The sequence below is a fragment of the Mycobacterium hackensackense genome, from assembly GCF_025822555.1.
GTDB lineage: Bacteria > Actinomycetota > Actinomycetes > Mycobacteriales > Mycobacteriaceae > Mycobacterium > Mycobacterium fluoranthenivorans.
Genome location: NZ_JACKUC010000030.1, coordinates 1641164 through 1655018 on the forward strand (window position 1 = coordinate 1641164; position 13855 = coordinate 1655018).

The 13855-nt window shown below is 67.4% G+C and carries 11 protein-coding genes and 1 pseudogene; 9 read left to right on the top strand and 3 right to left on the bottom strand.

What is annotated here, in order from left to right; all coding sequences use genetic code 11:
• The first annotated feature begins 39 nt into the window (after positions 1-39).
• From H7J86_RS17405 to H7J86_RS17415, 3 genes are read left to right on the top strand one after another with little or no spacing between them, the layout of a single operon-like run.
• Complete coding sequence (locus H7J86_RS17405) at positions 40-1392, top strand: MFS transporter (RefSeq protein ID WP_090354201.1); 1353 nt, start codon at positions 40-42, stop codon at positions 1390-1392.
• The gene (locus tag H7J86_RS17410) at positions 1389-2135 is read left to right on the top strand and encodes a 3-hydroxybutyrate dehydrogenase (RefSeq protein ID WP_267292296.1); all 747 of its coding nucleotides are present in this window, start codon (positions 1389-1391) and stop codon (positions 2133-2135) included. Before H7J86_RS17405 ends, H7J86_RS17410 begins: the two co-directional genes overlap by 4 nt.
• Positions 2132-4051 carry an acetoacetate--CoA ligase gene (locus H7J86_RS17415; RefSeq protein WP_267292298.1) on the top strand — a complete coding sequence of 640 codons (1920 nt, stop codon included), beginning with the start codon at positions 2132-2134 and terminating at the stop codon, positions 4049-4051. Before H7J86_RS17410 ends, H7J86_RS17415 begins: the two co-directional genes overlap by 4 nt.
• On the opposite strand, the pseudogene H7J86_RS17420 reads toward H7J86_RS17415, so the two are convergent.
• Positions 4032-5326, bottom strand: a pseudogene (locus H7J86_RS17420) (13E12 repeat family protein). The gene H7J86_RS17415 and the pseudogene H7J86_RS17420 sit on opposite strands and share 20 nt — an antisense overlap.
• A 32-nt stretch (positions 5327-5358) precedes the next feature.
• On the bottom strand, positions 5359-6471 hold the full coding sequence (locus H7J86_RS17425) for a pyridoxal phosphate-dependent aminotransferase (protein ID WP_267293011.1): 1113 nt from the start codon (positions 6469-6471) through the stop codon (positions 5359-5361).
• Positions 6472-6542: 71 nt separating this feature from the next.
• On the opposite strand from H7J86_RS17425, the gene hutH reads away from it, so the two are divergent.
• Positions 6543-8081 (top strand): histidine ammonia-lyase, encoded by a 1539-nt coding sequence (hutH, locus tag H7J86_RS17430; RefSeq protein WP_267292300.1) that lies wholly within the window; start codon positions 6543-6545, stop codon positions 8079-8081.
• Here the strand turns inward: hutH and H7J86_RS17435 are convergent.
• Positions 8074-9531 (bottom strand): aromatic amino acid lyase, encoded by a 1458-nt coding sequence (locus H7J86_RS17435; protein WP_267292302.1) that lies wholly within the window; start codon positions 9529-9531, stop codon positions 8074-8076. The two genes, hutH and H7J86_RS17435, sit on opposite strands and share 8 nt — an antisense overlap.
• A gap of 166 nt (positions 9532-9697) precedes the next feature.
• Between H7J86_RS17435 and H7J86_RS17440 the strand changes: the two genes are divergently transcribed.
• Genes H7J86_RS17440 through H7J86_RS17460 form a run of 5 tightly spaced genes read left to right on the top strand, consistent with a single transcriptional unit; the run spans position 9698 to position 13848 of the window.
• Positions 9698-10378 (top strand): IclR family transcriptional regulator, encoded by a 681-nt coding sequence (locus H7J86_RS17440; protein ID WP_267292304.1) that lies wholly within the window; start codon positions 9698-9700, stop codon positions 10376-10378.
• The gene (locus H7J86_RS17445; protein WP_267292306.1) at positions 10375-11553 is read left to right on the top strand and encodes an ABC transporter ATP-binding protein; all 1179 of its coding nucleotides are present in this window, start codon (positions 10375-10377) and stop codon (positions 11551-11553) included. Before H7J86_RS17440 ends, H7J86_RS17445 begins: the two co-directional genes overlap by 4 nt.
• Positions 11550-12194, top strand: coding sequence for an ABC transporter permease (locus tag H7J86_RS17450; RefSeq protein ID WP_267292308.1), 645 nt, complete (start codon positions 11550-11552; stop codon positions 12192-12194). The genes H7J86_RS17445 and H7J86_RS17450 overlap by 4 nt, the downstream gene beginning before the upstream one ends.
• Complete coding sequence (locus H7J86_RS17455) at positions 12191-12928, top strand: ABC transporter permease (protein ID WP_267292310.1); 738 nt, start codon at positions 12191-12193, stop codon at positions 12926-12928. Before H7J86_RS17450 ends, H7J86_RS17455 begins: the two co-directional genes overlap by 4 nt.
• Entirely contained in the window at positions 12925-13848 is a 924-nt protein-coding gene (locus tag H7J86_RS17460) for an ABC transporter substrate-binding protein (RefSeq protein WP_090354215.1), read from the top strand. The genes H7J86_RS17455 and H7J86_RS17460 overlap by 4 nt, the downstream gene beginning before the upstream one ends.
• The last annotated feature ends 7 nt before the right edge of the window (positions 13849-13855 follow it).

The window sequence follows — 13855 nt, forward strand, 5'->3', positions numbered from 1 at the left end:
CCATTGTTTCGATCGTGACGTGCATGAATACTCACTCGTATGTGTGCTGCCGATCACAATTCCGCCCCAACCACCGGTCTGAAGCGCGTCGTGGCCGCATCCATGGCCGGCACGGTCGTGGAGTGGTACGAGTTCTTTCTCTATGGCACCGCGGCGACGCTGGTGTTCAGCAAGGTCTTCTTCGCCGGGACGACCAGCGAGCTCAACGCGATCTTCCTGGCCTTCGCCACCTACGCGGTGGGCTTCGTGGCCCGCCCACTCGGCGGCATCGTGTTCGGCCATTACGGCGACAAATTCGGGCGCAAGAAACTGCTGCAGTTCTCGCTGCTGCTCGTCGGTGCCGCGACCTTCCTGATGGGCTGCCTGCCCACGTTCGGGCAGATCGGTTACTGGGCACCGGGTCTGCTGGTGACACTGCGGTTCATCCAGGGCTTCGCCGTCGGCGGTGAATGGGGTGGGGCGGTGCTCCTGGTGGCCGAACACAGTCCCAACCGCAGCCGCGGTTTCTGGGCCAGCTGGCCCCAGGCCGGCGTGCCGGTGGGCAACATGCTCGCCACCGTCGTGCTGCTGGTGCTGACCTCGACACTGTCGGACGCGGCGTTCCTGGCCTGGGGTTGGCGGGTCGCGTTCTGGCTGTCGGCGGTGGTCGTGCTGATCGGCTACTACATCCGCACCAAGGTCACCGATGCACCGATATTCGTGGAGGCGCAGGAGGAGGCCGAACGCATCAAGGCCACCTCGTTCAGCGTCGTCGAGGTGCTCAAGCGCTACCCGCGTGGCGTGTTCACCGCGATGGGCCTGCGGTTCGGCGAGAACATCATGTACTACCTGGTCGTCACGTTCTCCATCACCTATCTGAAGGTGTCGGTGGGGGCGGACACCAGTTCGATCCTGTGGTACCTGCTGGTCGCGCACGCCGTGCACTTCGCCGTGGTGCCCGTGGTGGGCCATCTGGCCGACCGGTTCGGCCGCCGCCCGGTGTACATGGTGGGCGCGGTGCTGGGCGGCACCTGGGGCTTCTTCGCCTTCCCGATGATGAACAGCGGCAACTACCTGATCGTCACCGCGGCGATCACGCTCGGCCTGATGATCCACGCCCTCATGTACGCGCCGCAGCCGGCCATCATGGCCGAGATGTTCCCGACCCGGATGCGGTATTCCGGTGTGTCCCTGGGCTATCAGGTGACCTCCATCGTGGCGGGCTCGCTCGCTCCGCTGATCGCGGTGAAACTGCTCGAGCTCTACGGCTCGCCGGTGCCGATCTCGATCTACCTGGCCGCCGCCTGCGGCATCACGTTGATCGCGGTGCTCTACAGCCGGGAGACCAACGGTATCGACCTGCGGACCCTCGACGATGCCGACGCACGCGAGATCGCCGGGACGCGTGCATGAGTGAGCTGTCCGGTAGAACGGCACTGGTCACCGGCGGGGCGAGTGGTATCGGTGCGGCCTGCTCCCGCGAGCTCGCCGCCCGCGGCGCCCATGTCACCGTCGCCGATCGGGACGGCGAGGGTGCTGCGGCACTGGCCGACGAGATCGGTGGGACGGCGTGGCAGGTGGATCTGCTCGACGTCGCCGCGTTGGAGAGCCTGACGTTGCAGGCCGACATCCTGGTGAACAATGCGGGCGTGCAGCAGGTTGCGCCCATCGCCGAGTTCCCGCCCGCGGCCTTCCGCGCGCTGCTCACCCTGATGACCGAGGTGCCCTTCCTGCTGGTTCGTGCCGCCCTGCCGCATATGTACGCCCAGGGGTTCGGCCGCGTCATCAATCTGTCGTCGGTGCACGGGTTGCGCGCCTCGGAATATAAGGTCGCGTACGTGACGGCCAAGCACGCGCTGGAGGGACTGTCCAAGGTGACCGCCCTGGAAGGTGGGCAGCATGGTGTCACCAGCAACTGCGTGAACCCCGGCTATGTGCGGACGGCGTTGGTGGACAAGCAGATCGCCGATCAGGCCCGCACCCACGGCATCGATGCGCAGCAGGTCATGGAGCAGATCATGTTGAAGGAGAGCGCCATCAAACGCCTGGTCGAACCCGAAGAGGTGGCCGCACTGGTGGGGTGGTTGGCCGGTCCGCACGCGGGCATGGTGACGGGCGCGTCCTACACGATGGATGGCGGGTGGAGCGCCCGATGACCGAACCCCAATGGGAGCCGACGGCGGCCGGTGTCGAGGCGGCGCGAATCACCGACTTCGCGCGTTTCGCCGGCCGGCCGGCCGACTATCCGGCTCTGTGGCGGTGGTCGGTCGACGAGCCCGCCGCCTTCTGGGGTGCGCTGTGGCGGTACTTCGAGCTGGGCGAGATTCCCGGTGCCGTGCTGGCGAACAGTGATATGCCTGGGGCGCAATGGTTTCCGGGCGCCACACTGAACTACGTCGATCAGATCGCCCGGCAGGCCCGCACCGACCGCCCGGCCATCCTGTGCATCAGCGAGGACGCGCCGGACACCGAACTGTCCTGGGCCGAGCTGCTCGGGCGCACCGCCGCGTTCGCGGCCACCCTTCGTGGTCTCGGGGTGGGCCCCGGCGACCGGGTCGTCGGCTATCTGCCCAATATCGCCGAAGCGGTCATCGCGTTCCTGGCGACGGCCAGTATCGGTGCCGTCTGGAGTGCCTGCGGCCAGGACTACTCGGCCAAGGCGGCGCTGGACCGGCTCGGTCAGCTCGAACCGGCGGTGCTGGTGACCGCCGACGGCTACCGGTTCGGCGGCGGGGCACACGACAAGAGCGCCGACGTCGCCGAGTTGAGGGCCGGCCTGCCGACCCTCAAGGCGACCGTGTCGGTGTCCCGGCTGGCATCCACCCCGGCTGACTACCTCGATTGGGCTCAGGTCACCACGCCCGGCCCGGACGCCCTGACCACCACCGCCGTCGACTTCGACCACCCGCTGTGGATTCTGTTCTCCTCGGGGACCACCGGACTGCCGAAGGGGATCATCCACGGTCACGGCGGTGTGCTCGTCGAGCATCTGAAAGCCGTTGCCCTGCAGAGCGATATCGGGCCAGATGACACGTTCTTCTGGTTCACCAGCCCGAGCTGGATGATGTGGAACTTCCAGGTGGCAGGCCTGCTGGTGGGTGCCACCATCGTCTGCTACGACGGCAGTCCGTCCTACCCCGCACCGGACACCCTCTGGGAGCTGACCGCCCGGCTCGGGGTCACCGTGCTCGGTACCAGCCCCGGCTATGTCCTCGGCTGTGCCAAGGCCGGCGCGGTACCCCGCGCCGATCACGATCTGTCCGCGCTGCGGACGGTCGGAATCACCGGTTCGTCGCTGCCACCGTCGTCGGCGTTGTGGTTGCGCGACAACGTCGGTGAGCAGGTCCAGGTGGCCTCCATCAGTGGCGGTACCGATGTGGTGTCGGCGTTCATCGGCGGTGTGCCGACGGTCCCGGTGTGGCCGGGGGAGCTGTCCGCGCCCTATCTGGGGGTGGCCCTGGATGCCTGGGACGAGTCCGGCAAGCCGGTGCGCGGTGAGGTGGGTGAGCTCGTCATCACCAAACCGCTGCCGTCCATGCCGGTGGCATTCTGGAATGATCCGGACGGAACCCGTTACCGCGAAGCTTATTTCGAGATGTTCCCCGGGGTGTGGCGGCACGGGGACTGGATCACCATCACCGATCACGGCAGCATCATCGTGCACGGCCGGTCCGATTCGACGCTGAATCGGCACGGGATCCGGATGGGCAGTGCCGATATCTACCAGTCGGTGGAACGGCTGCCGGAGATCGCCGAGGCGCTGGTGATCGGCGCCGAGCAGCCCGACGGCGGATACTGGATGCCGTTGTTCGTGGTACTGGCCGACGGGGTGCAACTCGACGATGCGCTGGTGGACAAGGTCAAGCAGACCATCCGCTCGGAGGTGTCCCCGCGCCATGTGCCCGACGAGATCATCGTGGCACCCGGCATCCCGCACACCCGCACCGGCAAGAAACTCGAAGTGCCCATCAAAAAGCTGTTCCAGGGTGCCGATCCGGAACGTGTGGTGGAACGCAGCGCCGTCGACGACCCGGCGCTGCTGGACTGGTACGTCACGCAGCGTCGAACATGACCAGGTCGACACTGAGCCCGCCCTCGGTGATGCTGATCCGTCTTCGGATCGGTGGCCCGGCAGCGGTGGAGCGATGGATCGGTAGGTGGCACCGGTCGGAGTGGTGAAGTCGGCCTCATGCCGGCCGTCCCGCTCCCGGGTGCGTACCCGCCACCGCGGTGCTTCCTTGGCGTAGTTGCACGCCTCGCACTCACCCAAGCCGTTGAGCGCGCTCGTGCGGCCGGTCTCGCGGTGCGGTCGCGCGTGATCGCGGTGCCGGATCGGGGCATCGCAGTACGGGGTGCGGCACGTCTGGTCCCGCAGTCCGATGAAGGCCGCCAGCCCTTTCGGGAAGATTCGTGAGCGCGATTCCATCGCGACCAGCTGTCCGCTCTCGGGGTGCCGGTAGAGCCGGCGCAGCGTGGCTTTGGTGGCTTCGTCGACTGCGGCGTCGCCGACCATCTTGCACGCGAACCCGGCGGGCACCGGACCGTACCCGTCCAGCCAACCGGGTTCGTCGTCGTCACCGGCCAGGGTGGTATCGGCCATCACCAGATTCAAGGACACCGGTACGGGCTGCTCGGCCGGCCGTCCGGTGACGCGCTCGACCACCGTGTCCGCCATGACCTGGCCGCGGGAACGGCCGTCGAAGGTGGTGTCGGCTGCCCGCTTGAGTGTCGAGTACACCGAGACTCCTTGCGCGACGGGCAACAACACCGTCAGGTAGGTCATGGTGTCCGGTGCGGGGCGGATCCACACGCCGCGATCCCCGGCCGCCTTCGCATGGCGTTCGACCACGGCTTGCGCGTCCAGGCGTACGGTGATCTTCTTGGCCTCGGCCGCGATCCGCTTGTCGCCCCAGCTGACGAGTCGTGAAGTGTCGCTGCACAGTTCGGCATCCAGCTGCCGGCGATGCGCGACGGACAGGCAGGCCGACTCCCGCACGATCAACGTCGCGCGCCACTCGTTGAGAATCCCGCGTTCCAGCGCCGCCAAGGTGTGCGGCATCTCCCGGACCAAGGCGGTGGCCAGCCCGAGATGTTGGCCACCGCGCTTGGGGGCGGCCCGGCGGGCGAGGGCCACCTCGTGGGCCAGCCCGCGACCGCGCTTCTTCTTCGGCACGCCTGCAGCTGTCTCCGCGGCATGGCGTTTGGTCGCCCACGCTTCCGTCGCGCGGGCCTGCGCCGCGGCCGCGGCGGCCTTGAGGTGTTCGAGTCGCTCGACCACATCACGCAGCGTCGCCTCATCGGCCCCCGTGTCGACCTGGATGTCTATATCGAACAAACTTTCGAACATGCCGTCGACTGTACCCGCGGGCACCGACAAGTTCAGCGTAGCCAGGAGCCCATCCGTGCCAGCGCCTCGGTGATATCGGCCGCGGCCCCGGCGAAGGACAGTCGGACGAACGAGCCGCCGTGCACCGTGTCGAAGTCGACACCGGGGGCGATGGCAACCCCGGTGTCGGCCAACAGTTTTGCGCAGAACGCCAGTGAGTCGTCCGAGTACCGGGAGATATCGGCGTAGACGTAGAACGCCCCGTCGGCCGGTGCGAGCCGGTCCAGACCGATCTCGGGCAGTCCGCGCAACAACAGGTCCCGGTTCACCGCGTACTCGCCCACCAGGGCGTCGGCGGTGGCCAGCGACTCCGGGTCGAAGGCGGCCACCGCCGCCAGTTGCGGCAGGGTGGGCGGGCAGATGGAGAAGTTCCCGGTCAGGCGGTCGACGGCGCGGCGCAGCGGCTCGGGCACCAACAGCCAACCCAGCCGCCAGCCGGTCATCGCGAAGTACTTCGAAAAGCTGTTCACCACAATGGCATTGCGTGAGGTCTCCCACGCGCAGCTGGTGGCCGGAGCGCCCGGGTACACCAGGCCGTGGTAGATCTCGTCGCTGACCAGTTGCACCCGGTTGGCGTCACACCACGTTGCGATCGCGGCCAGCTCGGCGGGGGCGATGACGGTCCCGGTCGGGTTGGCCGGGCTGGCGATGATCAGCCCCTGCACCGGCGGGTCCAGTGCCTCCAGCATGGCCACCGTCGGCTGGAACCGGGTGTCCGGGCCGCACGGCACCTCGACCACCTCGCAGCCCAACGCCGAGAGGATGTTGCGGTAACAGGGATAGCCCGGGCTGGTCACCGCGACCCGGTCGCCCACGTCGAAACACGACAGGAACGACAGCAGGAAGCCGCCCGTCGAGCCGGTGGTGACGACGACGGCGTCCGGCTCGACGTCGATACCGTGCCGGTCGCGGTACGACGTGGCGATGGCCTCGCGGAGCTCCGGAATGCCCAGGGCCACGGTATAGCCGAGGTTGTGATGTTCCAGAGCGTCGGCGGCGGCCGCCCGGACCGGTGCCGGGGCCTGCGCGCTGGGTTGGCCCGCGGACAGATTGACCAGATCTCCGTGGGTGCGCTGCCGCTCGGCAGCGGCCAGCCAGACGTCCATCACATAGAACGGCGGGATGCCCGCACGCAAAGCAACGCTCACCGAAGCCAGGCTAGTAGCACAATCGTCGAATGAGTCCAGTTGTGGTGGGGGTAGGTCCGGTCAGTGCTGACGACGTCGTCCGGGTGGCGCGTGGGAACGCCGCGGTGGTCATCCCGGAGGACGCGATCGCCGCCCTCACGGCCAGTAGGGCCCGGATCGAGGCGCTCGCGGACAGTCCCGCGCCGGTATACGGGATATCCACCGGGTTCGGTGCGCTTGCCACCAGGCACATACCGCCAGAGTTGCGAACCAAACTCCAACGCAGCCTGATTCGCTCACATGCCGCGGGGTCGGGACCCGAAGTCGAGCGCGAGGTGGTGCGGGCGATGATGCTGTTGCGCCTGGCGACGCTGACCACCGGCCGCACCGGTGTTCGGGCCGAAGTCGCCCGGGCGTACGCGGGCCTGCTGTCGGCGGGCCTGACCCCGGTGGTCTACGAGTACGGCAGCCTCGGCTGCTCGGGTGATCTCGCCCCGCTGTCCCATGTCGCACTCGCGGTGATGGGCGAGGGACACGTCCGTACCGCCGACGGCACACTGACACCGGCTGCCGACGCCTTGGCCGCACATGGCCTCACGCCGATCACCTTCGCCGAGAAGGAGGGCCTGGCCCTGATCAACGGCACCGACGGGATGCTCGGCCAACTGGTCCTGGCCCTGGCCGATCTCGATCGGCTGCTGGTGCTCGCCGATGTGGCCGCCGCGATGAGCGTGGAGGGCCTGCTCGGTTCCGATCGCGTCTTCGCGGCGCATCTGCAGGCGCTGCGGCCCCAACCCGGTCAGGCCGTCGCTGCGGCGAATATGACCCGGATCCTGCGCGGGTCGCCCATCGTCGCGAGCCACAGTGGACCGGACTGTCCGCTGGTGCAGGACGCCTACTCGCTGCGGTGCGCCCCGCAGGTCGCGGGCGCCGCCCGCGACACCATCGCACACGCCCGCAACGTCGCCGACTGGGAACTGGCCAGCATCGTCGACAATCCCGTCATCACCGATGCCGGAAACGTGGAATCCAACGGGAACTTCCATGGCGCACCCGTGGCGTACGTGCTGGACTTCCTGGCCATCGTCGTCGCCGATCTGGCGTGCATCAGTGAACGTCGTACCGACCGTTTCCTGGATGCGGCACGCAACCGCGGGCTCAATCCGTTCCTGGCCGAAGACCCGGGCGTCGACAGTGGGCACATGATCGCGCAGTACACCCAGGCCGCGATCGTCTCCGAACTCAAACGTCTGGCCCAGCCCGCCAGCGTCGACTCGATCCCGTCCTCGGCCATGCAGGAGGACCATGTGTCCATGGGCTGGTCGGCGGCTCGCAAACTGCGTAGGGCCATCGACGGGCTGACCCGGGTACTGGCCATCGAAGTCCTCACCGCGGCAAGGGGAATCGATATGCGGGCGCCGTTGCAACCCGGTCCGGCGACTGCTGCGGTCATCGCCGTCGTCCGGGGCAGGGTGGACGGCAGCGGGCCGGATCGGTACCTCGCCCCGGAGATCGACGCCGTCGTCGGACTGGCCCGCGACGGTTCTCTGGTCCGCGCGGCGGAGACGGTGACCGGCAGCCTCAGCTGAACTGGTCGGCGTCGCCGACCAGTCGCCCGAGATCGTCGAGCAGTGCTTCGGCGGCGGCGAGGTCGCCCCGCAGATCCCGATCCCGGTCATCCCAGGGCAGATCCGTCGTGAGCGCCATCGCCTGGCCCGCGACGCCGGTGAATTGCCGGTGCAGACCACGTTGCCGCAACAACCGGACCGCCCCGACGAGTTCGCAGCACAGCAGCACTCGGTAGGCGGCCACCGATCGTTCGAGTTGCAGCGCGCTCTGGGAGGCGAAGGTGGCGTCCTCCTCCATCCCGCGGGACAGCACCAGCGTGCCGACCGATGCTGGTTGCGCGGCGGCGCGGATCTCGGCGATCGCCCCTGCCGCGACGTACTCCACCATCATGAGGCCGGAGGAGCCGTCCTCGGCCGAAGCGAGGAAAGGGTTGCGGCCGTTGGTCTCCGGATCGTTGAGCATGCGGATCCGGGAATGCGTGATCGGCGCGGTCAGCGCCATCGCCAGCGTCGTTCCGTCGAGTTCCAGTGACAGGGCCGCCTGGTAGAAGGCGCCGTGGTGGACCACCTGATCGCCGTCGATGTCGAACAACGGGTTCTCCTGGGCCGTGTTCAGCGTCCGTTCCAGTTGCCCGACAATCGAATTGAGGGTAGCCACCACGCTCGCCTGGGCGACCGGATAGACCCGCAGCCCGTACGGATCCTGGATCCGGGCCGGGATGTGGTCGGGGTGGCCCGCCCCGGTGAACAGCGAGCGCAATCGGGCGGCGACGGCGTCGACCTCCGGTGCGGCCGCGGCTCGTGCGGCGGCGGCGGAGAATGCCGACGGGTTGCCGTCCAGCGCCAGGAAACTGAGGGTGTAGATGATGCTCGAGGCTCGTTCCAGGCGACTCAATTCGGCGACGGCGAGACAGCTGCGGCCGACCGTCAGGGCGCTGCTGCTCATGAACGGCAGGGCGCTGTCGGCGTGCCATTGCGGCATCGGCGCCAACGGCCTGGTGGCGGGGCGCTCGCCCATCAGGGTCAGTGCGGTGCCGGCGAGCGCGGCCAGATCTCCCGTTCCGATCGATGCGTAGTGGCGTAGCTCCGGCAGGGCGTCGTCGTTGAGCATCCGCTCCAGCCCACCCAGGATCTGCGGATCCAGACCCGAGCCGGGCACGCACAGCTGCACCAGGCGCACCGCGAGCATGGCGCGCACCGTGCGGTCGTCGAGGGGATCACCCGCATCCGCGGCATGGCTGCGCAGCAGTCGCATGCCGTAGGTGTCGTCGTCGGGCAGCACCGGTGTGCTGCGATTCGCGCCGACTCCGGTGGTGCGGCCGTAGGTGGCGAACCGCGAGCTCAGCGCGGCGGCCTGCTCGTGCGCGTGGGTGACGGCCGCGAGGATCGCCGGTGCCACCGCAACCCGATCGAGCCGTTCGGCAAGCGCCACGACATCGGCGATGGTGCCCGCTCCGTTCAGCACGATCATCGGAAATTCTCCTCGTTCTCCACCGCCTGCGAGCGATGCGTCCTATCATCACCGAAAGTCCAAAGATTCCGCTAGATGGAAATCAGATTTTACTTAGCGGAAATTTGGCGAGCATTGGACGAAACGTCGGGGCCCTACTTTTGGGACTCGACGAAAGGAGGTCGAGGTGGCGGAAGCGTCCACACGGACCGTGGAACGGGCACTCGCGCTGCTGGCCACCGTGTGTGAGAGCGGCGGGACGAATCTCGTCGACAGCGCCCGGGACTGTGAGCTCGCGCCGAGCACCGCACTACGGCTGCTGCGCACGCTCGAGACCACCGGCTTCGTCACCAAGGATGAGTCCGGCGTCTACCGGCCCGGCGGCCGCATCATCCAACTCGGCGCGCAGGCGCTGAGCAACGAATCGCTGGTGGATCTGACGCAGCCCACCATGGATGCCGTGGTGGCCGCCACCGGCGAATCGGCGTATCTGTCCGTGCGGGGGCACGGTGACACCGCGCTCTATCTCAACATCGTTCAGGGCACTCATTCGGTCCGGCACGCCAGTTGGGTCGGCAGGACGGTTCCGCTGGACACGTCGGCAGCCGGCCACGCGCTTCGTGGGGACATCCCCGCCGAGGGGTACGTCGTCATCGGAAGCGGCGTCGAAGCCGACGTCACCGCCATCGCGTGCCCGGTGCGTTCGGAGGCTCGAATCGTCGCGGCACTCAGCCTCGTCGTTCCGAGCTATCGCCTCACTGCGCCGGACACGGCACGGTACGGCCACATATTGGGGTCAGCCGCGGCGGAGGTGTCCGCCCGGCTGAGCCGACCCGCCAAACCTGGCCCACCAGAAGGACAGTCATGATCACATTCGACACCGTCTCCAAGGTGTACCCCGATGGCACCGTCGCCGTAGACGGGCTGACGCTCACCGCACCCAACGGAAAGATCACCACGCTGGTCGGCCCGTCGGGCTGCGGGAAGACCACGTCGATGCGGATGATCAACCGACTCATCGAGCCCAGCTCGGGCACGATCGCGCTCGACGGCGTCGATACGCAGTCCCTGGACCGGGTGGCGCTGCGCCGCAAGATCGGTTACGTCATCCAGAACGCCGGGCTCTTCCCGCACCGAACGGTGGTCGACAACGTCGCTGCACTACCCCGGCTTCTCGGTGGCGGAAAGAAGGAAACCCGTTCGGCAGCAATGGAACTCCTGGAACGTGTCGGATTGGATGCCAAATTCGCGCGCCGGTATCCCTGGCAGCTCTCCGGCGGCCAGCAGCAGCGTGTCGGCGTGGCGCGGGCACTCGCCACCGACCCACCCTTCCTGCTGATGGACGAGCCCTTCAGTGCCGTCGACCCGATTGTCCGCAACCAATTGCAGGACGAGTTCCTGCGTCTGCAGGCCGATATCTCCAAGACCATCGTGATGGTCACCCACGATATCGACGAGGCGCTCAAGTTGGGCGACCAGGTGGTCGTGCTTCGCGAGGGCGGAACCCTGGCTCAGGCGGCAACGCCGGCGGAACTGCTGGCAGCCCCGAGCGACGCGTTCGTCGCCGACTTCGTCGGCTCGGCCCGCGGCTATCGCGCACTCGGCTTCCACAATTCCGATGACCGCCTCACCTTGAACGACGAGCCGACCATCGCTGTGGGACAACCATTATCGGTACTCCCGGGTGGCCACGGGCGATGGGTACTGGTCGTCGACTCCGCGCGAGCGCCGCGAGGCTGGGTGGACACCAAGAATGTCGCGGGCGATCAGGTACGCGAGGGTGATGTCAACCTCAGCGGTACCACCGCACGTCGCGGCGATCCCCTGCGCGATCTGCTCAACTCGGCGCTGTCCAGCCCGAGCGGGCGCTGCGTGGTCACCGACGAGTCCGGCGTGCTGCTCGGCACCGCAACCGATCACGACGTCATCGATGCGATCAGGCGGGCCAGGGGAGTTGAGTCCGGCGGGCAGGAGCGCAGCGACCGGGGAGTTGAGTCCGGCGGGCAGGAGCGCAGCGACCGGGGAATCGAGATCCCGTCATGAACTGGATCTCGTCGAATATCGACCGCATCATCTCGTTGACCATCAGTCATACCTGGCTGACGTTGGTGCCGACGTTGATCGGTCTGGTCCTGGCCCTGCCGCTGGGCTGGTGGGCCCACCGATCGGGACGCGGATACGCCGCCATCGTGGGAATCGCCGGTCTGCTCTACACGATCCCGTCGCTGGCGCTGTTCATCATTCTGCCGGTCATCCTCGGCACCAAGATCCTCGACCCGGTCAACATCGTGGTGGCGCTGACGCTCTACACGCTGGCGCTGCTGGTGCGCGTCGTCGCCGACGGTCTCGGATCGGTACCGCATGACACCGTTGCCGCTGCCGAAGCCATGGGTTACCGCGGGTGGCAGCGTCTGGTGCTGGTCGAACTCCCCGTCGCCGTCCCGGTGATCGCCGCCGGCTTGCGGGTCGCGGTGGTGTCCAACGTCAGCATCGTCACGATGGCGGCCCTGCTGGGCATCCCGCAGCTGGGATCGCTGTTCACCCAGGGGTTTCAGCTCAGGCTCTACGTTCCGCTGATCACCGGGGTGGTCCTCTGCGTGGTGCTCGCCGTGATCTTCGACGGTCTGATCGTCTGGCTGAACAAACTCCTCACCCCGTGGCGGCAGAGGACGGTGACCGCGTGAACATCATCGGCTGGTTCACCGATCCGGCAAACTGGACGGGATCGGGCGGGATCCCCATGCAGATCGGCTATCACCTGGTGTACTCGGCCGTCGCGCTCCTGGCCGCTGTGGCCATCGCGGTGCCGCTCGGCATCGTCATCGGTTACACCGGACGCGGCGAGGCACTGATCGCCGGGTTCGCGAACGCGCTGCGCGCGCTGCCGTCGCTCGGGCTGCTGGTGCTGCTGTTCTTGGTCATCTCACCGGTGGTTGCAGGCCAACTCGTGTACATCCTGCCCACCATCGTCGTGCTGGTGCTGCTGGCGGTGCCGCCGATCCTCACCGGAACGTATGCCGGAATCCAGAGCGCCGACCCAGACGCGGTCGGGGCCGCTCGCGGCATGGGGTTCACCAAACGTCAGATCCTGTTGCGGGTGCAGCTCCCGTGCGCGTTGCCACTGATGATCTCCGGAGTCCGCAGTTCCACTCTGCAGATCGTCTCGACCGCCACCATCGCCGCATACCTGGGTCTGCAGGGCCTGGGCCGGTTCATCCTGGACGGCCGGGCAACGGCGAACTTCGCCGAAATGGCAGGCGGAGCAATCCTTGTCGCACTACTCGCCATCATCCTCGAATTCACCTTCGCCGGCGCAGGCCGGCTCATCGTGTCGCCCGGACTGCGACGCGCCACGGCGAAACCCGACTCGTCTGTCCACAACACCACCACCACCGTCAGTTTGGAGAAAGCACCATGAAGAAGCGCACGTTCCTCACCTCCCTGAGCCTCGCCGCCGCACTCGCCCTGTCCGCCTGCGGCGGAGGTGGGGGCGACCCACTTTCCGGCGGCGGGGACAACAAGGGTTCCGCGGGCTCGCAGGTGGTCATCGGCTCCGCCGACTTCACCGAGAGCCAGCTGATCGCCAGCATCTACTCACAGGCGTTGCAGGCCAAGGGCGTCAGCGTCAAGGAACAGTTCAACATCGGCAGCCGTGAGGTCTACATCCAGGCGCTCAAGGACAGCTCTATCGACCTGGTCCCGGAATACACCGGTGCGCTGTTGAGCTATCTGGATCCGAAGTCGACTGCCGCGACACCGGATTCGGTGACCTCCGAACTCAAGACCAAGCTGCCCGAGGGTATCTCGATGCTGACGCCGTCTCCGGCCGAGGACAAGGATGTCGTCGCGGTCACCCAGGCCACCGCAGACAAGTACAAGTTGAAGACCATCTCCGATCTGGCGCCGGTGGCCGGGGAACTGGTGCTGGGTGGGCCCGCGGAATGGAAGACCCGTCAGCAGGGTGTGGTCGGTCTGCGCGATGTGTACGGCCTGAACTTCAAGGACTTCGTCAGCCTCGACGCCGGGGGCACCCTGACGATGACCGCACTCACCAATGGTCAGATCCAGGCCGGCGATCTGTTCAGCACCGACCCGGGCCTGAAGGCCAACAAGCTTGTGGCCCTGGAGGACAACAAGAACCTCTTCGCCGCCGAGAACGTGGTGCCGCTGATCAAGGCGGGTAAGCAGAACGACACGGTCACCAAGACCCTGGATGCGGTGTCGGCGAAACTCACCACCGATGACCTCATCTCGATGAACGCCGAGGCTGCCACCGGCACGAACCTGGCCGACATCGCCAAGAAGTGGCTGGCCGGCGCCGGCATCAACGGCCAGTGAACACCCC

Bases quoted from the DNA above. Each gene is read 5' to 3' on its own strand.
- H7J86_RS17405 (WP_090354201.1), top strand. From the start codon at position 40: ATGTGTGCTGCCGATCACAATTCCGCCCCAACCACCGGTCTGAAGCGC.
- H7J86_RS17410 (WP_267292296.1), top strand. From the start codon at position 1,389: ATGAGTGAGCTGTCCGGTAGAACGGCACTGGTCACCGGCGGGGCGAGT.
- H7J86_RS17415 (WP_267292298.1), top strand. From the start codon at position 2,132: ATGACCGAACCCCAATGGGAGCCGACGGCGGCCGGTGTCGAGGCGGCG.
- H7J86_RS17425 (WP_267293011.1), bottom strand. From the start codon at position 6,471: ATGGACGTCTGGCTGGCCGCTGCCGAGCGGCAGCGCACCCACGGAGAT.
- hutH (WP_267292300.1), top strand. From the start codon at position 6,543: ATGAGTCCAGTTGTGGTGGGGGTAGGTCCGGTCAGTGCTGACGACGTC.
- H7J86_RS17435 (WP_267292302.1), bottom strand. From the start codon at position 9,531: ATGATCGTGCTGAACGGAGCGGGCACCATCGCCGATGTCGTGGCGCTT.
- H7J86_RS17445 (WP_267292306.1), top strand. From the start codon at position 10,375: ATGATCACATTCGACACCGTCTCCAAGGTGTACCCCGATGGCACCGTC.
- H7J86_RS17450 (WP_267292308.1), top strand. From the start codon at position 11,550: ATGAACTGGATCTCGTCGAATATCGACCGCATCATCTCGTTGACCATC.
- H7J86_RS17460 (WP_090354215.1), top strand. From the start codon at position 12,925: ATGAAGAAGCGCACGTTCCTCACCTCCCTGAGCCTCGCCGCCGCACTC.